At 55.5% G+C, this 19,269-nt stretch carries 19 protein-coding genes and 1 riboswitch; of the genes, 12 read left to right on the top strand and 7 right to left on the bottom strand.

Annotated elements, in window-relative coordinates; genetic code table 11:
• Positions 1 to 57: 57 nt before the first annotated feature.
• From B6A39_RS07005 to edd, 4 genes are read right to left on the bottom strand one after another with little or no spacing between them, the layout of a single operon-like run.
• The gene (locus tag B6A39_RS07005) at positions 58 to 1,017 is read right to left on the bottom strand and encodes a carbohydrate kinase family protein (protein WP_083003056.1); all 960 of its coding nucleotides are present in this window, start codon (positions 1,015 to 1,017) and stop codon (positions 58 to 60) included.
• A 40-nt stretch (positions 1,018 to 1,057) separates the two neighbouring features.
• A complete protein-coding gene (locus B6A39_RS07010) occupies positions 1,058 to 1,927 on the bottom strand; it encodes an aldo/keto reductase (RefSeq protein WP_083003059.1) in 870 nt (289 codons plus the stop codon).
• 16 nt (positions 1,928 to 1,943) lie between these two features.
• Positions 1,944 to 2,909, bottom strand: a complete 966-nt coding sequence (glk, locus tag B6A39_RS07015) for a glucokinase (RefSeq protein ID WP_083003062.1) — start codon at positions 2,907 to 2,909, stop codon at positions 1,944 to 1,946.
• On the bottom strand, positions 2,909 to 4,798 hold the full coding sequence (edd, locus tag B6A39_RS07020) for a phosphogluconate dehydratase (RefSeq protein WP_083003066.1): 1,890 nt from the start codon (positions 4,796 to 4,798) through the stop codon (positions 2,909 to 2,911). Before edd ends, glk begins: the two co-directional genes overlap by 1 nt.
• Before the next feature lie 293 nt (positions 4,799 to 5,091).
• On the opposite strand from edd, the gene cobT reads away from it, so the two are divergent.
• From cobT to B6A39_RS07080, 12 genes are all read left to right on the top strand, one after another.
• Positions 5,092 to 6,141 carry a nicotinate-nucleotide--dimethylbenzimidazole phosphoribosyltransferase gene (cobT, locus tag B6A39_RS07025; RefSeq protein WP_083003068.1) on the top strand — a complete coding sequence of 350 codons (1,050 nt, stop codon included), beginning with the start codon at positions 5,092 to 5,094 and terminating at the stop codon, positions 6,139 to 6,141.
• Positions 6,138 to 6,851, top strand: coding sequence for an adenosylcobinamide amidohydrolase (locus tag B6A39_RS07030; protein WP_083003071.1), 714 nt, complete (start codon positions 6,138 to 6,140; stop codon positions 6,849 to 6,851). The genes cobT and B6A39_RS07030 overlap by 4 nt, the downstream gene beginning before the upstream one ends.
• Positions 6,845 to 7,858, top strand: a complete 1,014-nt coding sequence (gene cbiB / locus B6A39_RS07035; protein WP_083003087.1) for an adenosylcobinamide-phosphate synthase CbiB — start codon at positions 6,845 to 6,847, stop codon at positions 7,856 to 7,858. The genes B6A39_RS07030 and cbiB overlap by 7 nt, the downstream gene beginning before the upstream one ends.
• Positions 7,855 to 8,970, top strand: coding sequence for a threonine-phosphate decarboxylase CobD (cobD, locus tag B6A39_RS07040; protein WP_083003091.1), 1,116 nt, complete (start codon positions 7,855 to 7,857; stop codon positions 8,968 to 8,970). The genes cbiB and cobD overlap by 4 nt, the downstream gene beginning before the upstream one ends.
• Entirely contained in the window at positions 8,954 to 9,487 is a 534-nt protein-coding gene (locus B6A39_RS07045; protein WP_083003094.1) for a bifunctional adenosylcobinamide kinase/adenosylcobinamide-phosphate guanylyltransferase, read from the top strand. The genes cobD and B6A39_RS07045 overlap by 17 nt, the downstream gene beginning before the upstream one ends.
• The gene (gene cobS, locus B6A39_RS07050) at positions 9,484 to 10,260 is read left to right on the top strand and encodes an adenosylcobinamide-GDP ribazoletransferase (protein WP_083003097.1); all 777 of its coding nucleotides are present in this window, start codon (positions 9,484 to 9,486) and stop codon (positions 10,258 to 10,260) included. The genes B6A39_RS07045 and cobS overlap by 4 nt, the downstream gene beginning before the upstream one ends.
• The gene (locus B6A39_RS07055; RefSeq protein WP_083003100.1) at positions 10,197 to 10,850 is read left to right on the top strand and encodes a histidine phosphatase family protein; all 654 of its coding nucleotides are present in this window, start codon (positions 10,197 to 10,199) and stop codon (positions 10,848 to 10,850) included. The genes cobS and B6A39_RS07055 overlap by 64 nt, the downstream gene beginning before the upstream one ends.
• Positions 10,802 to 11,233: a bifunctional adenosylcobinamide kinase/adenosylcobinamide-phosphate guanylyltransferase gene (locus B6A39_RS07060; protein WP_083003103.1), complete on the top strand. Its 432-nt coding sequence runs from the start codon at positions 10,802 to 10,804 to the stop codon at positions 11,231 to 11,233. The genes B6A39_RS07055 and B6A39_RS07060 overlap by 49 nt, the downstream gene beginning before the upstream one ends.
• A gap of 33 nt (positions 11,234 to 11,266) precedes the next feature.
• Positions 11,267 to 11,495: riboswitch (cobalamin riboswitch) on the top strand.
• Between the two features lie 139 nt (positions 11,496 to 11,634).
• The gene (locus B6A39_RS07065; RefSeq protein ID WP_083003107.1) at positions 11,635 to 13,437 is read left to right on the top strand and encodes a TonB-dependent receptor domain-containing protein; all 1,803 of its coding nucleotides are present in this window, start codon (positions 11,635 to 11,637) and stop codon (positions 13,435 to 13,437) included.
• An 82-nt stretch (positions 13,438 to 13,519) separates the two neighbouring features.
• Complete coding sequence (locus tag B6A39_RS07070; protein ID WP_083007869.1) at positions 13,520 to 14,392, top strand: cobalamin-binding protein; 873 nt, start codon at positions 13,520 to 13,522, stop codon at positions 14,390 to 14,392.
• Positions 14,393 to 15,388 (top strand): FecCD family ABC transporter permease, encoded by a 996-nt coding sequence (locus B6A39_RS07075; protein WP_083003110.1) that lies wholly within the window; start codon positions 14,393 to 14,395, stop codon positions 15,386 to 15,388.
• The gene (locus B6A39_RS07080; protein ID WP_083003113.1) at positions 15,388 to 16,158 is read left to right on the top strand and encodes an ABC transporter ATP-binding protein; all 771 of its coding nucleotides are present in this window, start codon (positions 15,388 to 15,390) and stop codon (positions 16,156 to 16,158) included. The genes B6A39_RS07075 and B6A39_RS07080 overlap by 1 nt, the downstream gene beginning before the upstream one ends.
• 58 nt (positions 16,159 to 16,216) lie before the next feature.
• Here the strand turns inward: B6A39_RS07080 and B6A39_RS07085 are convergent, their stop codons facing one another.
• From B6A39_RS07085 to B6A39_RS07095, 3 genes are read right to left on the bottom strand one after another with little or no spacing between them, the layout of a single operon-like run.
• The gene (locus B6A39_RS07085; RefSeq protein WP_083003117.1) at positions 16,217 to 16,981 is read right to left on the bottom strand and encodes an ABC transporter ATP-binding protein; all 765 of its coding nucleotides are present in this window, start codon (positions 16,979 to 16,981) and stop codon (positions 16,217 to 16,219) included.
• On the bottom strand, positions 16,981 to 18,045 hold the full coding sequence (locus tag B6A39_RS07090) for a FecCD family ABC transporter permease (protein ID WP_083003120.1): 1,065 nt from the start codon (positions 18,043 to 18,045) through the stop codon (positions 16,981 to 16,983). Before B6A39_RS07090 ends, B6A39_RS07085 begins: the two co-directional genes overlap by 1 nt.
• Positions 18,046 to 18,060: 15 nt before the next feature.
• Complete coding sequence (locus tag B6A39_RS07095; protein ID WP_442906319.1) at positions 18,061 to 19,062, bottom strand: ABC transporter substrate-binding protein; 1,002 nt, start codon at positions 19,060 to 19,062, stop codon at positions 18,061 to 18,063.
• Positions 19,063 to 19,269: the final 207 nt, after the last annotated feature.

Consider the following 19,269-nt stretch of genomic DNA (forward strand, 5'->3'; position numbering starts at 1 on the left):
AGCGTGTAATTACATGGTTAAGGGCGTGCTGTTGCACGCCCTTTTTCACAACAGACGTTACGTATTTCTTAGCGCTTCAATATCACTATGGGTCGGTAGTGCGGCGTAGGCGCCTGGGCGGGTCACTGCGTGAGCACCACAGCGGCAAGCAATATCCACCGCGCGGGTTAGAAAGGCACTGTCCTGGTACCAGTTCTCATCAATTCCGTGCCGTGATAACTCAGCCAGCAGGCCGCCAATAAACGCATCACCGCCAGCGGTTGTGTCAACAGCGGTCACCTGGGGCGGCGTGATGGTGTGGTCAAGGCCAACACCTCTCAGCACCACGTTGTTAGGGCCGTCAGTGATTAAAATTACTTTTACCCCAGCGGCTAGTCGCTGAGATAGCCACGCTTCCTGAGAGTGCCCGCCACGAAGATAATCAAGCTCATCTAGTGAGACTTTAACGAGATCGGCGTTATCCAATAGCTCGGTTACCAGCCAGAGGTCGGCTGACCCTTCGGTCCACAGGTTGTGGCGGAGGTTGGCATCCACGCTGACTAAACAGCCTGCGCGCTTTGCCATAGCGGCAATCGCTAAGGTGGTGTCGGCAATCTCAGGGTCAGTCAAACTGTTGCTGCATAAGTGAACAATGGCCGGTTGTTCAAACACGCCGTAGGGCAAGTGCTCTAGGCGATAAAGCAGATCGGCCGCCGGTGGGCGATAAAAATCAAACGTGCGCTCGCCGCTACTGTCCCGGGAAACAAACGCCAGCGCAGTGCGTGCTTCTTTGGTCAACACCACGCCCTGAGTATCCACACCATGGCTTTTTAGCTCACGAATCAAGAAGTGGCCAAACGTATCGTCACCCACCATGCCTAAAAACTGGCTGGGTACATTAAGTCGGGCACAGGCAACCGCGACGTTAGCAGGCGCGCCGCCCGCGTAAGGCGTGAAGGTTTCTTGGCCAGTGTCATCGCCTAAGCGGCTGGACAACATATCAACCAAGGCTTCACCGAAAGCAATCACCGGCGTCATAAGTCATTCCTTGTCATTATATTATTAATTGATGAAGGGATTACGCGACGCAGTGGCCTCGCGCGGCCTCTAACAGCTCGTACCATGTCTCTCTTGATAGCGTCTCAGGCCCGTCGAGCATGTCAGCAATACGCTCAGGTTTTACACTGCCGACAACGGGAATCGGACGGCTAGGCAGTGTCCGCAGCCAAGCCAGCCCTAACGCGTTAGGAGTGCAGTTTTGCTCTTGGGCTACGCGGTTAAGCACGTTACCGACGTCGCCTTGCATGAGTGTGCCGCCCGCTAGCGGTGACCAGGCCATCGGCGCATGGCCATCGGCGCAAAGATCATCAAAGCTGCCATCAAACAGGGGGGCGTTATGGCTAATGGAAAGCTCGATTTGGTTGGCTCGTAAAGGGTGGTGCATGGCGTTTTGCAGTCTGCGCCACTGGCTTGGCAAATGGTTAGAAATGCCCGCAGCGCCAATTTTGCCTGCGTCGATAGCGTCATCCAGGGCACGCCCAGTCGCTTCTGCGTTCATTAATAAGTCAGGTCGATGAATTAAAAAGTGATCTAGCCGTTCGACGTCCAAGCGATCTAGTGCGGCATCAATCGCCTTATTCAAATAGGCAGGGCTGGCGTTATAGTGCTTTATCTTGCCAGAGCCGTGGGCTGGGTTATCGTTGGCGATGCTCGCTTTGGTCACCACCTTAAGCTGTTTTGCCAACCCAGGACGCGTACGCAGCGCTTGACCAAATAGCGTCTCGCAAGCACCGCTGCCATAAATGTCGGCATGGTCGAACCAGTGCAACCCCTGCTCGATACGGGCTTCGATCCAGTCGGCAAGGTGATTCGCTTGGTGCATCTCTGGTGCTTCATGCAGGCGCATCATGCCGAGAGCAAAGGGCGCATCGAAAGTGTGAGCAGGCATGGACGTTCCTAATAAGTTAAAAGACTTCTTCGTTATGCAGCGCTTCGGCGGCTCCGAGCAGCCCTGTCCACGGGTGAGTAACAATCCACACGGGAATATCGGCGTTATAGGCGCCCATCCGGCCTTTGTTCACAAAGCTATCACGCAGCTCGGATTTAGGTAGCCACTCCAGCAGGCGCGGTAAGATTCCGCCGCATAGATAAACGCCCCCCCTGGCTCCCATTGTTAGGGTCGCGTCGCCGCATACATCGCCGAGGATTTTTAAAAAGCGCAGCAGGGTGGCGGTGGCGATAGAGTCACCCTGATTGGCGGCTTGGGTAACCTCGGCTGGCGTCGTGTAGCTAGGCGTTTGCTCGTTCAGAGCACAATGGGCCTGATACAGCTCTAGTAGGCCCTGGCCGCATAAAATGCGCTCCACGCTGACCCGTTGGTAGCGCTGTAGAAAAACATCCAGCAGCGCCCGCTCGGTGGTGTCAGTGGGAGCAAACGTGACGTGGCCGCCCTCGGTGGGCAGTGGTATCCAAGCATGTTGGCCGGGAAAAACGCCAGCAACGCCCAGGCCTGTACCGGGGCCAATTACCAAGCGGGTAGAGTGAGACTGAGCCACACCTGCTTGCACTTCCACCAGGTTGTCGGTGTCCACATGGGGCACGCCCAGTGCCTGTGCGGTAAAATCATTAATCACTTTGAACAGTGATAGGTTCAGCGTCTGCTGAACATCGCTTTTCATAAAATCCCAGTGATTATTGGTCATCTTGACTCGCTCGGCGTGAACCGGGCAGGCAAATGCCAAACAGGCTTCCATTGGTGCATTGTCACCGGTAGCTCCCACGCGCTCCAGGTAGTCCTGAATCGCGTCGATAACCCCAGGGTAATCCGCGCAGGGAAGATTAATAATATCGTGCGGCGTCACTTTGCCTGGCGTGACGAGCGCCAGGCGTGCATTGGTACCGCCAATATCACCAATTAAGGCTGGTCGCATCAGGCATCCTCTTGAAGAATCTGGTCCTGTTGACGAGCGAGGTCGTCGGCTTCAAAGCCGCCCAGTGAGCCTGCCCCTTCTTCACCCCGCATGGCCAAGTGGCGGAAGCCGCTAAACAGTTCACGGCCGAGGCCGACGTGATAGTGATCCAAATTCGCCACTACGCGCTCGCGATCTGCCCAGGTAGCCGCCTCTACTTTGGCTTCCAGCGTGCCTGCGTTAGCGTCCAGGCGCACAATGTCGCCGTCGCGCAATTTCGATAGCGGGCCACCGTCCAAGGCTTCTGGGCTGATATGAATCGCAGCGGGCACTTTACCGGACGCGCCGGACATACGACCATCGGTTACCAGTGCCACTTTGAAGCCGCGGTCTTGCAATACGCCAAGGAACGGTGTCAGTTTGTGAAGTTCCGGCATGCCATTGGCTTTTGGCCCCTGGAAGCGCACCACGACGATCACGTCGCGATCTAAATCTCCAGACTCAAACGCAGCTTTCATTTCGTTCTGGTCTTCAAAGATTTTTACCGGCGCTTCTACCACGCGATGCTCGTCGGCAACGGCGGATACTTTGATCACGCCGCGTCCCAGGTTGCCTTTCATTACTGTTAGGCCGCCGGTAGCTGCGAAGGGCGTAGCTACTGGGCGTAAGACGTCTTCATCTAAGCTGCTTTCTGGTCCTTCGTGCCAGACCACTTTGCCATTTTCTAGGAAAGGCTCTTGTGTGTAGGCTGTCAGGTCGGTGCCGAACACCGTTGGTATATCGCCGTGCAGCAAGCCCGCGCCCAGCAGTTCTCGGAACAAGTAGCTCATGCCGCCTGCCGCCTGGAAGTGGTTAATGTCCGCTTGGCCGTTAGGGTATACCTGCATCAGGCTGGGCGTTACGGCGGAGAGGTCTGTAAAGTCGTCCCAGTTCAGCGTAATGCCCGCCGCGGCGGCCATGGCAATCAAATGCATCGTATGGTTGGTTGAGCCGCCAGATGCCAACAAACCGACTACCGCGTTGACGATGGCGCGTTCGTCAATCTGCTTATAGAAAGGGCGGTAGTTGCCGCCAGGCTCAGTGTTGCGAATCGCTTGTTCGGTCGCGTAGCGGGTCAGGGCTTCACGCATTTCCGTGCCGGGGTTCACAAACGAAGTGCCCGGCAGGTGAAGGCCCATTACTTCCATCATCAGCTGATTCGAGTTGGCAGTGCCGTAGAAGGTGCAGGTGCCAGGGCTGTGATAAGAGTCAGACTCCGCTTGCAGCAGCGCGTCGCGCCCCACTTTGCCTTCTGCGTATAGCTGGCGGATGCGTGCTTTCTCTTTGTTCGGCAGGCCGCTGGGCATCGGGCCCGCAGGTACGAACATGGCGGGTAGGTGCCCAAAGCGCGCAGCTGCGATAAACAGGCCAGGGATAATCTTGTCGCACACGCCCAGATAAAGGGCGGCATCAAACATGTTGTGTGAAAGCCCAACCGCAGCAGCCATCGCAATCACGTCGCGGGAAAACAGCGACAGTTCCATACCCGGTTGGCCTTGAGTAACTCCGTCGCACATGGCGGGTACACCACCGGCAAATTGGGCGGTTGACCCCATGGCGCTAGCAGCGGCTTTGATGGTTTCCGGGAAAGTTTCAAACGGCTGGTGGGCCGACAGCATATCGTTGTAAGAAGAAATGATCCCCAGGTTGGCGCTATTCATTAGCTTCAGGGAGTCTTTCTCTTGGGGACTACAGGCGGCAAAGCCGTGGGCTAGGTTACCGCAGGATAGCTCTGCACGGTGCACACCACGCTTATGCTGGTCCGCCATGCGTTGCTCATAGAGAGCACGCCGCTCAGCAGAGCGCTCACGAATGCGTTGGGTAACCTCAGCAACGGTAGTATTTAAAGTAGCGGATGTTGAGCTCGGCATAGAGACCTCTGCAGGGTAGAGACGGTGAGTCAAGTTTGTAGTTATTTTACATCTTTTTGTGTCGATATAAGAGACTTTACGGCAATAAAAACCATATTTGTAGTTTTATTACCCCTGGTTAATAACGACTATCGTCGTAAATGATGATGCTTTTATGAACATTACAGCTAACAGGGCAGTTCAGCCCCTGATGGGGTTGTTGCGTGCTGGAGTGTCTTAAAGCGCAAGTATAGCAGCCGCGCTTTTGCTACCATCTTGCGCAAAATGAATTTGATTGCTGCCCTGGAGTTGCTATGCATCCCGTCGTTAACCACGTCACGCCACTTGATAGCCACACTGGCGCATTGACACTTCGCTATATTGATACGCTCACCAAGCCGCCAGGCAGCCTCGGCCAGTTAGAAGCATTGGCCGTTACGCTTAGTGAGATCACTGGTGAATGTAAGCCAAGCATCACGCCACCGGCGATCATTGTCTTTGCTGCTGATCACGGTGTTGCTGAAGAGGGCGTGTCGGCCTTCCCACAAGAAGTGACGGCGCAAATGGTGGCTAACTTTACCCGTGGCGGGGCGGCAATTAATGTCTTTGCCAGGCAAATTGGTGCACAGGTTGAGGTCGTGGATGTTGGTGTTGCGTCACCGTTGGTAATGCCTGATGTGATAGATGCCAAGGTGCGCGCAGGTACCGCCAATATGGTGCTTGAAGATGCCATGAGCCGTGACGAAGCGCTAGCTGCGTTACAGGTAGGCGGCGAGGCCGTTGAACGCGCCGTTCAGGCGGGAGCGAAATGCATTATTGTTGGTGAAATGGGCATTGCTAATACCACGTCAAGCAGCGCGATGCTGGCGGCGCTGACCGGTAGGCCAGTGGCTCAGTTGGTGGGCACTGGCACCGGTATTAACAGTGCTCAGCAGGCCCATAAAGTAGCGGTGATCGAGCGGGCGCTAAAAGCACGCCAAGCTAATGCCGAAGACCCCATGGAGGTGCTGAACAAGCTCGGCGGGTTAGAGATCGCTGCCATGACAGGAGCTTATTTGGCCACGGCGGCCAATCGCTTGCCAGCCATTGTGGATGGCTTTATTGCGACGGTTGCAGCCCTGACAGCCTGCCGTTTATGTCCAGCGGTGCGCGGTTATTTGATTTTTGGACATCGTTCTGAAGAGCCTGGCCATACCACGGCCCTTGAGGTGCTTGATGCGTCGCCGCTGCTAGCCCTGGGAATGCGCCTGGGAGAAGGCAGTGGCGCGGCGTTGGCATTTCCTTTATTGCAGGCCGCCGCCGCGATGCTCTGTGAAATGGCCACCTTTGCCGATGCGGGCATTAGCGATAATGCTGCCCCATGAGTGAGCAAGAAACGCTTTCATTTAGCAAGCCGCTAACGTGGTCGCAAAGCGAACACTGCTTGGTGGTGTCGGCTGCTGAGCCACTGTACACCCTGAGTAGCGCGCTTGTGGGGGGTGGGTTTGGACCTCGTCAACACTTCGCAAATTTTCACGTTGATAAAGATTACGACGGCCATCACCCGAAAGATGACCTGCTACGTTGGCTAGCAGATCAGCAGCTACCGCTATCCGCTGTTGCGATGATGACTGCAGTGCGCCTGCGCAGCGTATGTGCTGTCAGCGTGCCGTTGGCTGAAACACCTGATGGCGTGCTGGCCGTGGTGACGGCAGGTGTTGGCAACGCGGTGGATATTAGCGTTCCAAGCGATTCAGACCCTCGTCTAGTGCTGCGAAGCACATCCAAGGTGGGGACGATTAATACGCTTCTTTTTTTAGATGCTCATTTGACCGATGGTGGGCTGGTTAATGCGTCTCTGTCGGCAACGGAAGCGAAAGTTCAAGCATTGAGAGAAATGGGTGTTAACGATCCATTCAGCGAAACGCCCGCTACCGGCACATCAACCGACAGCCTGTCTATCGCCGCCACCCAGCGAGGGTGTCAGACCCCCTATGCAGGTTCTGGCACGGCGATTGGGCGGGCGATTGGCCAAGCAGTGTATCAGGCAACGTTGGGTTCGCTGACGAAATCACAGCAGGTTTCACCATGCTAGGGGTAACGTCTGTTGGATTAGTAGCGATGGCGATTGTCATTGATTTGATCGTTGGTGATCCCCGTTCGTTGCCGCACCCAGTGGTCATAATAGGGCGTGCCATCAGCGTACTTGAGCAGCGCTGGAACCAGGGAAGTGAAAAACGCCGTCGGCTTCAGGGCTTTATACTCACCGCCACCATTGTGCTGGGCACGTTTACCCTCGCTTGGCTGAGTTTGGAGCTACTGACTTGGGTGCATCCTTGGCTTGGGCTAGCTGCCGAGCTTTGGTTACTGGCAACAACGCTGGCTATAAAAGGCTTGGCGGAAGCGGGGCGCGCCATTGCCGTGCCGCTGGCTAACGGTGATGTTGTATCGGCACGAAAGGCGCTTTCTATGGTGGTGGGGCGTGATACGGAGCAACTGGATGAAGCGGAAATTACCCGTGGTGCGGTGGAAACCATTGCAGAAAATACGGTGGACGGCATCACCTCGCCGCTTTTTTTTGCTTTGATAGGCGGTGCGCCGCTGGCGCTGGCTTATAAAGCGATCAACACACTGGATTCCATGGTGGGTTACCAAAACGAACGCTATAGCGACTTCGGCTATGCCTCGGCGAAGCTCGATGATATAGCTAACTGGCTGCCCGCTAGGCTGACCGCGCTATGCTTGTGGGTTGCCGGGGTGCTGATCAGTTGGCAATCACCGGCGCTACATTGGCGTCGGGCCATGTTGGCTACCTGCCGCGAAGCGCCCCGCCACCCAAGCCCTAATGCGGGGTGGCCAGAAGCCATGGTCGCGAACTTGTTGGGTGTGCAGTTGGGTGGCACCAATGTTTATCAGGGCGCGGTTTCTCATCGAGCAACCCTTGGCTCGCGACTGGAAACGCTGACGTGTTCGCATATCAACGCCACGATTAAATTGATGCACGGCGCTTGGCTGCTGTTTTTCTTGTTAATGACCGTGTTGATGAGTGTATTAACGAGCGTATTAATGAGCTCGGAAAGCGCGGGGATTTCATGGCTATGAGTCGTCAAACCACTGTTCACGAGGCTGCTGATTGGCCAAGCCATGGTGGCCAGGCCGCCGCGCTGCTAAAGCGTTTTGGATTAGCTGCCGATCATGTGATTGACGATGTGAGCGCTAACCTTAACCCGCTTGGGCCGCCCGAGTGGGTAGCAAGCTGGCTGGTAGCGCGGTTTGGTGGGCTTAGCCGCTACCCCTCGCCAGACTACGCTGCAGCCCGGCAGGCCATTGCGGCGCACAACGGTGTTCAACCAGCACAAGTGCTGCTAACCAATGGTGGGGCAGAGGCCATTTTTCTTGCCGCTGCGCTGCATGCCAGTGGGCGTGCCTTATTACTGGCTCCCAGCTTTGGTGAATATGCCAGAGCCTGTTCTGCCCACCGTATTGAAATGACCGAGCATGTGTTGCGCGAGCCGCATTTCGCTTGTGAGATGGCCGACCTGCTAGAGAGCGCATCAAGCGCCGACGTGGTGTTTTTGTGTCGTCCGAATAACCCGACTGGCACGCTGATATCCATCGATGCAGTAGAGACGCTACTAGCGCATACACAGGCTACTGGAACCCAAGTGGTGGTTGATGAAGCCTTTATCGATCTATCGATAGGTGTCGAGGCGTTGACGCCGCTACTTAAACACTACTGTCACTTAGTGCTGCTACGCTCAATGACCAAGTTTTATACCTTGCCTGGAGTGCGCTTAGGCTACGTGCTGGCTTCGGAAAACATAGTAGACACCATGAGTCACCACCAGCCGCCTTGGAGTGTGAACCATCTTGCCGCCGAACTGGTGGCACCGCTGCTTGCGGATAGTGAGTTTGCACGGCTCACCCAGCAGTGGCTTGCCAGGGAGCAGCCACGTATGGGCAAGGCGTTGCAAACGCTAGGGCTTGAGGTGGCGACTAGTCATAGCTGCTTTTTCCTTGTGCGGCCTGGTGTTTTACAGCGTGAACGCGGCGTGACCAGCGCAGACCTTTTTGAACGCATGCTTTATAAAGGACTATTGGCGAGGCATACCCACAGCTTTAAAGGGCTTGAGGGCAGTTGGTTACGCTTGGCACTGCGTGATGAGTCGGCAAATAACCGCTTGCTAAAGGTGCTGCATGATTGTCTTTGTTAGTGGGGGGGCTCGCTCTGGAAAAAGCCAAGTAGCGGAGCAGCGAGTGCTCAGCGCAGCGGGTGACGCCCACTGCTATTACATTGCCACCGCCAATATTTACGACGCAGAAATGGCCGACCGGGTATCTCGCCACCAGGCACGCCGGGAAGGCCAGTGGGTGACGCTAGAGGCGCCCCTGGCGATTGACCAAGCGATTGCCCAAGTGCCCGATCACCACGCGGTGCTGCTCGATTGTTTAACCCTATGGGCAGGACAAGTGCTGTTTGGCGCTGAGCCAAATGAAGAATTCAGTGATGAGCAAGGCCTAGCGCTGTTGGCTCGCTGCCTGCGTGATGCACAAGCACGTGGGCTGACACTGGTGATTGTATCGAACGATCTCAACGAAGAGCTGATTCCTGATCAGCCGGCTACCTGGCGCTACGTTGAGTTTATCCAGTACTTGCACCGCTGGTTAGCGGCGGAAGCTGACTCAGTGCTTGAAGTCATCGTGGGCTGTGCCATGGAGTGGAAACGATGAACAATGCGCTGTTCGGCCTAATACTCGCGCTGCAGTTTCTAACCCGAATTCCGCTTCCTGTTGCCTGCCCATGGACACCTGCTACCCGTCGCTGGGCAATTCGCGCCTATCCGTTGGTAGGGTTATTAATTGGCAGCGTGCTGGCGTTAAGCGCGCTGCTATTAAGTTTCATAGCGTCACCAGCGCCAATCACTGCGTTGCTACTGCTAAGCCTATGGGTAGCGCTTTCGGGTGGTTTACATCTCGATGGCGTAATGGACCTTGCCGATGCGTTAGGCAGTAACCAACCCCTTGAGCGGCGTTGGGAAATCATGAAGGACGCTCAGATAGGCAGTTTCGGCATCCTGGCATTGCTGTTTTTGCTGGCCTGGAAGGGCGTATTGCTTTGGGCGCTGGTGGCTTATCAGGCGCCGCTGTGGTGGCTGGTGGCAGTGCCTGCATTAGGTCGATTTGCTGGCGTCGCACTGCTGATTTTTACTCCCTGTGCTCACTCGAAGGGGCTCGCATGGAGCTGGCAGCAGTCGCTTAGCGCCCGTGATGCTGGTTATGCCTTGTTACCGTTGGCGCTGGTTGTTGCGGTTTCACCGACATTGCTGGTCTGGGGGGTGGTCATCATCGTGTGGGTAGCAATCGCCAGAAGGGCACTGCTGCGGCTATTTAACGGCATCAATGGCGATATGGTAGGTGCCACCATTGAAGGAGGAGAGCTTTGGCTACTGGTCTTAATGTGGAGTTGGTGGCAGTTCGCCACGGTATTACCGCCTGGAATTTAGAGCGCCGCTACCAAGGGCAGCGCGATATTCCGCTGCTATTTCCTGATGCTGAAGCGGGGCTGCTAGCACTGCGTGACGCATTGGCAGAAGAGTGCTTTGATGCTGTTTATTCAAGCGATTTAAACCGCTGTCAGCAAACCCTTGAGTGGTCGCAGGCGGCAAAGCCGGGTGTGCCGCTGTATCTAGAACCACGATTACGGGAGCTGGATTTTGGTGACTATGAAGGCAAAGTTTACGATGAACTAAAAGACTTACCCCATTATCGCGCCTGGATTGACAGTGTGGGGGAGCTGGAAATTCCAGGCGGTGAATCGTCTGGCCAGCTACGTGACCGTTTAAATGCTTGGCTTGAAGAGGTGGCGGCGCACGCCCGCGAACATCATTATCAAAAAGTGCTGGTTGTTACCCACGGCGGGGTAATACGCGAGTTGCGGCGTCGTTTCGAAACCATTGGCTTTTGGGAAGGCATCGTTCATCAAGCACAAGGACGGCGTTGGCAACTGACGTATCTAAAACGTGAAGATGGCAAAGGAGAGTGGCAATGCAGCTGTTCATCGGCGGTGCCTGCGCAGGTAAGCGCGATGTTGTAAAAGCACGCTTTCCCAGCGCTGTTTGGTGGCGGCTTTCTCCAGGGCAGCGTTTACACGAAGTGACCCACATCATGCAGCCTAATGTGCCGCTCGTTCTGCATGGTGTGTTTGAGTGGTTAGCAGCAGTGTTGCACTCGGATATGAGTAGCGATGCGTCGCGCGCGCAGTGGCGGGGAGACCTGGAATGCTTGGCCACTGCCGCACAAACCCACAGTGTAACGCTAGTGGTGATTATGAATGAGTTAGGGCGGGGTATCGTTCCCATGGCCCGAGACCAGCGTCGCCTGCGCGATTTAAGCGGCTGGTTTAGCCAAGACGCTGCCGCCCAATCCGAGCAGGTCTGGCATGTACGACATGGGCTCGTGCAGGCGCTTAAACCCTAGTCGGTTAAATTGACCAGCCCCTAACAAGTTGCTAGTTTACGCGCACTCTCAGGTGCTGATGGCCATTATCGCCATCAGTTAAACGGGAAGTTGGTGAACACTTACGTGAATCCAACGCTGCCCCCGCAACGGTGATCGAGATAAGAACGGCTAAAGACGCCACTGTGCTAACGCATGGGAAGGTGGTCGTTCGGAAAGGCATGATGCTGTTATCCGCTTTTCGCTCGTCAGCCCGGAGACCGGCCTAAGAGGCATGGTTCTACAGGACCACAACATGCCGAGACGCGGAGGGCGTGCTCAGGGCGATATCGCTAGCTTAGGCTGCCGATCTCCCTATCATCCCTCTGCCCGGTCAAAAAAATACGCTGTGCGGGTGAGCACAGTGAGCAAGGGATCTCCTCATGTCTTACCGTTTTCATTCCACCGCCACGCTGGCGGCGTTTGCGATGGCTGCATTGCCCATGGCCGTTCAAGCCCAATCGAGCGCACAGCCTGCTGCGAATACATTAAACCCCGTTGTTGTTACCGCCGCACTTGCGCCGCGTACTGCTAACGACAGTCTGTCCTCGGTGACTGTACTGGATGAGGCAACGCTACGGCGCCAAGATCCTGTAAGTATTACCGACCTGTTTCGCGGCCAGCCCGGGGTGGATGTTTCCACGAACGGCAGCTTTGGCAAAAACAGCAGCGTTTTTATTCGCGGCAGCGGTAGCGGCCAAAATGTCCTGTTGATTGACGGGATTCGTCTTCGTTCTGCCACCAGTGGTGGGGCTGCTTGGCAGCATCTAGAACCGCGCATGTTTGATCGTGCTGAAATTGTGCGTGGTCCGCGTGGTAGCCTATACGGTGCTGACGCAATTGGCGGCGTTATTCAGTTGTTTACCCCCCAAGGCGAAGAAGAGGGCCCGCAGCCGCGTGTTTCTGTCGGTGGTGGATCGTTTAATACTCAGCGCTTAAGTGCGGGTATTAGCGGTAAAGAAGGCGGCACCCGCTATAGCTTTGCAGGTAGTCACTTCACCACTGAGGGTCAGCCGGTTCGACGCGACGGAGACGATAAGGGCTATGACAACACCACGGCGTTAGCGCGGGTATCTCACACCTTTGAAAGTGGTGCAGAAGCGGGCGTGTTGGCGCTTCGTGCCCGTGGTCACAACGAATACGATGGCGGTGAAAACGATTTCGTTCAGCAGGTGGCGGGTGTCTACGGTGAGCTGCCGATAACCGATCACTGGCGCAGCCGCTTAACACTCAGCGAATCTCGTGATGAAAGCGATAACATCGATAACTTTGGTGACTCAGTGTTTAACACCAAGGTGAGTACTGCGCGCTGGGAAAATACCTTAACAGCGGGTGCCCACGAGCTAATTGCAGGCGCTGAATACAGCGAAGATCGAGTCAATAGCACCACGGCGTACGATGAAACCAGCCGGAGCAACGCGGCGGTATTTGCCCAAGCTTTGCTCGATTTTGCACCGTTTACTCTGCAAGCCAGCTTGCGCTTTGATGACAATGAAGCTTACGGTGAAGAAGTTACTGGCAGCGTAGGTGTGGGCTATGACGTAGACGGCCATCACACCTTGCGTGCCAACTACGGTACAGCCTTTAACGCACCCACATACAACCAGCTCTATTTCCCAGGCTTTGGTAATCCCGACCTGGAGTCTGAAACGTCGGATAGCATTGAGGTAGGCGTGCGCGGTCAGTACGCCCAATGGTTCTGGGATGCCGCGCTTTATCAAACCGATATCGACAATTTGATTGCTGGTCAGGGGTTGCTGTTTAACGTACCCGAAACACGTATTCGTGGGGCTGAGCTGGCTGCTGGCGTTGAACTTGACCGTTGGACGCTAGCCGCCGCGCTGACCTACACCGACCCTGAAAACCGCCTAACAGGTAAGCGCCTGCAAAACCGCGCCTCACAAAGCCTTCGCTTAGACGTAGACCGTGAGCTTGGCGACTGGTCGGTGGGTGGGTCCTGGATTGCCCAAAATCACCGTTACCGTGATGCACAGAATAAAGACCGTCTAAGCGGTTACGGGCTGGTTAACCTGCGTGCAGGTTGGCAGTTTGCCCCGCTGTGGAGTGCGCGACTAACGTTGGAAAACGCGTTGGATCAAGATTACATTACAACGCGCTCGTTTGATGGTGCCGACTACATTAATGCAGGCCGCGCAGGGTTTTTAAGTGTTCACTTTGGCCAATAAAAAAGCGAATCAGAGATTTTTTAAACAGTGCGGGGCCATTGGCCCCGCACTGTTATTAAGTCGCTTCATACTAAGCTTATCAATGTTCAGTGGTGTGGTTTCAAACGCCGTATTGGCAGATGACCACAGCCGCTGCGCGGTGGATGATCGTGGCCGTGAAGTATGCCTATACACGTCAGCTCAACGTATTGCCACGCTCTCGCCAGGAGCGACTGAACTGACCTATGCCGCGGGTGCTGGGGATCAGGTGGTGGCTGTGGTTAGCTACAGTGATTATCCACCAGAAGCCAAAGACGTTGCGTCTGTTGGCAGCCACACGCGCATTGATTTAGAAGCCCTGGTAGGGCTAGCGCCTGATTTAGTGATCGGTTGGGTAACCGGGAACCCCGCTGAACAGCTGGAAACCCTTGAAGCCCTGGGTATGCCGGTGTTCTATATTGAGCCTAGGAATTTTGAGGGAGTGGCCAGCGCAATTGAGCGTTTGGCGAGGCTGGCAGGCACTGAAAACGCCGGTCAGGCGGTCGCTGATAATTTCAGATCAAGGATGGCCGAGCTGGCAGCTCGCTATCGTGATCGGGAGCCAGTGCGCACCTTTTATCAAGTGTGGGATGAGCCGTTAATGAGTGTCAATGACGCACATCTTATCGGCCAGGTGATCGAGATCTGCGGCGGTGAAAATGTGTTTGGCGAGCAGGCGCGCTTAGTGCCACGTATTGATGATGAGGCTGTCCTGGCGGCAAACCCTGAAGCGATTGTTGCCGGAGGCATGGGGGAAGAGAATCGCCATTGGCTGACCCACTGGGAGCAGTACTCAAACGTAACGGCGGTTGCCGATGGTAATCTCTTTTTTGTCCCGCCTTCTCTGATTCAGCGGCCTACTCCACGCTTGATGGAAGGTAGCCAAATTCTCTGCGAGAAGCTTGATATCGCCCGACAAAAACGCGAGCGCCATTAAATGTTAGCACGATTGGGCTTCCCGCTTGGCCTGTTGCTGCTAGCGGCACTGGCTTCGCTAGTGATCGCCCTTGGCGTCGGCAGTGCGCAGCTTTCCCCAGCGCAAATTTGGCAAGTGGTTCTCGGTCATCTTGGTTATATAGGCCAGGACGAGGGCAATGCACTTGCGCGTACCATGGTGCTGGAGCTGCGCTTGCCAAGGGCGCTTTCGGCTTTTGCTGTCGGTGGTTTGTTGGCGGTAGCGGGGGCTCTGATGCAAGTGCTGTTGCGTAATCCTCTTGCAGACCCTTATGTGCTCGGGCTTTCCGGCGGTGCCTCGATTGGTGCACTTGCTGCCATGCTAGGTGGTCTTGGAGGATTGGCGATTTCAAGCTCGGCGTTTGGCGGTGCGCTTTTTTCGACGTTCTTAGTCTTTGGCTTGGCCCATGGCAGCGGTAGTTGGACACCTTCGCGGCTACTGCTTACCGGCGTAGTGGTTGCGGCAGGCTGGGGCGCGGTGATTACTCTGATGTTGGCATTAAGCCCTGCTGAGCGGTTGCCGGGCATGCTGTATTGGCTAATGGGCGATCTATCCTACGCGCGTGCTCCTTGGCCGCCGCTGCTGCTGTTACTGGCTACCTGCGTGGTACTGATGCCCCTTGGACGCAGCTTAAATGTGCTGGCCCGTGGCCCGCAGCAAGCTGCTGCGCTAGGCGTTGCCGTTCGGCCACTTGAGTGGTGCATCTATATTGTCGCTAGTTTGTTAACCGCCGCAGCCGTTACTACGGCGGGCAGCATTGGCTTTGTCGGCTTGGTAGTGCCACATATGCTGCGCCTGTTACTGGGTAATGATCAGCGGTTAATCTTACCGGCCTGTGCTCTGGCTGGGGGCACCTTGCTGGTGCTGGCCGATACGTTGGCGCGCACGATGATTGCTCCGGAACAACTGCCAGTGGGGGTGATTACTGCGCTATTGGGTGTGCCGACGTTTCTCTTTCTGCTTTACCGGAGCCGCTGATGAGCCGTTTGGTTACGCAAGACCTCATCATCAACGTGCCGGAAAGAAGCGATGGCACGGCGCTGAATATAGCCATTGAACCAGGGCAGGTATGGGGCGTTCTCGGCCCTAACGGCGCAGGTAAAACGACGCTGCTGCATACCCTGGCAGGGCTCAACGCGCCGCGTTCCGGGCAAGTGATACTGGAAGGGCAGCCGCTTGAGACGCTACGCAGGCGCCAAGTTGCGCAAATGTTGGGAGTTGTATTCCAAGAACGCTTGGATGGATTTCCCGCGACCGTGCTGGAAACCGCGCTGATTGGCCGCCACCCCTACCTATCGCCGTGGCAAATGGAGGGAGCAGACGACTATGTCCAGGCCGAGGCAGCGCTTGCACGGTTAGACGTTGCGCACCTGCGCGACCGTTTGGTGAGTACACTTTCTGGCGGCGAGCGCCAACGAGTGGCGATGGCCACGGTACTGACTCAGGCACCCAGCATCTGGCTGGCTGACGAACCCACCAATCACCTTGACCTACATCACCAAAGCGCAGTGATGGCGCTGATGGCACAGCAGGCAGCCCAGGGCAGTGCGGTGATGATGTGCCTACACGATTTAAATCTTGCCGCCCGCTGGTGTGACCACATTTTGCTGCTTTACCCAAGTGGCGATGCCTGCTGGGGCACGCGAGATAGCATGCTGGTGCCTAGCGCATTAGAACGTCTTTATCAGCAGCGGCTGGCAGTGATTGAAGTGGAGGGCGCACCGGTATTTGTGCCGATAAAAGGATAATTCAAGCCTGGGGACTCGTTTCAGGCTTGCTATAAAGATATAGGCAAACCAACCCAACCTAAACAGCATTTCGAAATCGCATGATCTGCTTGCCATCGACAGGGTCATCGATCACATGGGCATGCACACCAAAGGTCTGTTGTAGCCTGCTGGCAGTTAGCACATCACGTGGTGGGCCGCTATCGATCAGGCGGCCGCTATCCATAACGCCGATGCGGTCGCACTCCATGGCCTGGTTAAGGTCGTGTAGTGAAATAATCACCGTAATCGGCAGTTGCCTGACCATCTCAAGAATCGAAAGCTGGTGGCGAATATCCAGGTGGTTGGTAGGCTCATCCAGTAGCAGGATATTAGGATGTTGAGCTAATGCCCTGGCAATATGCACGCGCTGGCGCTCACCGCCAGAAAGGGTATGCCACAGCCTGTCTGCCATATGCACCATATCGACATCTATCAGCGCTTTAGCCACGATGGCATTATCTTCAACTGACCAGGCGCGTAATGCGGAAAGGAAAGGTGTGCGGCCCAGCGCGACCACTTGGCGCACGGTAATTCTATCGGTGGTATCAGCCTGTTGCTCAACTAAGGCAATAGATTGAGCGATAGCCCGTTGTTTGAGAGCGTGTAAAGGCTGGCCATCAATCCGCACCTGGCCTTTCTTAGGTTTGTTCAAACCGGCCAGCAAACGCAGCAGGGACGTTTTTCCCGAGCCGTTGGGGCCCACCAGACCAAAGGTCTGACCGGGCTCGACGGTGAGATTGACGTCAACGACCAGTGGCGTGCCATGTACCGCCCAGGTGAGTTGTTCTGCAGATAATTGCATTAATGCCTCTTGCCACGGACAAGAATAAGCGCAAAAGCGGGCGCGCCGATCAGAGATGTAATCACCCCGATGGGAAGCACCTGACCAGATACTAGAGTGCGCGAAAGAATATCTGAACCGATTAAAAATACCGCGCCAGCAAGCGCGGTGGCGGGTACTAAACGCGTGTGTTGGCTGCCGACAATAAAGCGCATCGCATGGGGGATGACCAAGCCAACAAAGCCAATCGCGCCTACGATGGAAACCATTACCGCAGTGACCAGCGCCATCGCGATAATCAGCATGCCGCGTACCGGGCGCACTGCAATGCCCATAGACGCGGCACTATCGGCTCCGAAGGTAAACGCATCAAGGGAACGGCGGTGCCATAGGCAAACCATTAGCCCGAACAGCGCGGCAGGCACCGCTAGGCTAGCATCAGCCCAGCGCACCCCGGAGAGATTGCCCATCAGCCAAAACATAATGCCCCGTGCCTGTTCAGCACTTGCTGACTTGGTGATGATAAAAGCAGTCAGTGCATTAAACAGCTGCGAGCCAGCAATCCCCGCCAGAATAATCGCTCCTGCTGCCTGAACACCACGTCCACCACCGACACCACTATTAGCTGCATGGGCGAGCATCACGACGATGCCAAAAGCGAGTAGAGCGCCAGCGAAGGCACCCAGCGATAACGACAGCATGCCAGCGCCTAACCCAGCAACCGCCACTGCAACGGCACCCGTAGAAGCTCCAGCAGAAATGCCCATTAAATAGGGGTCAGCCAGAGGGTTACGCAGCAGGGCCTGCAATACGACTCCCGCCAGCGCCAAGCTGGTGCCGCAACAAGCGGCAACGACGGCGCGACTGAGGCGGTAGTTCCAGATAATACCCTCGTCGATTCGGTCAACTGGGTAATCCGCGCCAAGTAGTTGATTGGCGAGCACTTTGAGTATCGTATCAACGGGAATTGGTGTCTCGCCGATGGCGGTGCCCGCGATGAGCGCGGCCACCAGTACAAGAGGCGTCACCCAAAGCCAGCGCAACCCGAAGCGCCTAGTTGTTGGCCGTGATAGCGCTATGCTCATTCGTTAAAAGCCATATCAGTTGAAAGACATCGTCGATAGCGCCTCGGCTAATGACTCAAGGCCGTAAATACTGCGCATGGTGGCACTCATCGCATGGGCATCCATCTCTACGATGCGGTTATTTCTAACCGCCGTCATTTCGCTAGTGACGGGGTCACTGTGCAGAAACTCACGTTTTGCTTCGATGTCGTCAGCAGGAAAACGACGACGATCCATGGAGGCGATAACAATCACATCAGGGTCAGCCTTGGCGATGCTTTCCCAGCCAACGGTGGGCCACTCTTCATCAGACTCAATGACATTGCGAATGCCCAGTTTTTCCATCATATAGCCCGGTGCGCCAAGTTGGCCGGCAACGAAAGGGCTAACCCCGAGATCCGTTGATGAAAACCAAAATACTGCCGAGAGGTCTTCTGGTAAATCAAGGCGACTTGCTAAGTTAATAGCGTGCTCTTCACGGGCGTTAAGATCGGCCACCAGGGCTTCACCAGCGTCTTGAACGTCATAAATTTCCGCCAGTTCAGTGATCCCTTTATAAATCGACTCCGTCGAGAAGGCGGCAGTGCGAGTACCATCGCCACCGGTAGAGTTATCCTTGGTGTCGCAATCGGCGGGCATGATGTAAGTGGCGATGCCTAGTTCATGGAACTGATCCCGGCTGGCCACGCTACCGGTGGGGCCCACGTGCCACTCATACTGTACCGCAACCAAATCAGGCCGCTTATTGACGACGGCTTCGAAGCTCGGGTCGTCGTTGGCGATTCGCTCGACCTGTTCATTGACGTCTGCAAACTGCGGCAAGACCGGATTAAACCAGACCGAAGTGCCGTTCACGCTGCTAGCGAGCTCTAGCGAATAAAGGATCTCCGTGGCCGACTGACCCACCGTGACCGTTTGCTCAGGTGCCGACGCCACACTTATCTCTACGCCGCAGTTGGTCAAGTTAACGGGGTAAGTGGTGGTATCGGCCATCGCAAAAGAGACAGGCAGTAGCGCGGTGCTCAGTAGATAACACATGACCTTCATGTCTAGGGCCTTCATATCTGGTATCCAGAGGGTTGATGATGTTTGATGAACATACCGACAATGGTATTTATTGTTATGTTATAACATTTAAATTAATTCAAGTGTTATATGTTAGCTATATCTTAACTTATCTAGGCTGTCGCTGGGGACGACCTGGGTTTCGAACTGGCTTCAAAGCCGCGCCTTCCTCTATACTGC

The sequence above is a fragment of the Halomonas sp. GT genome, assembly GCF_002082565.1.
Taxonomy (GTDB): Bacteria; Pseudomonadota; Gammaproteobacteria; order Pseudomonadales; family Halomonadaceae; genus Vreelandella.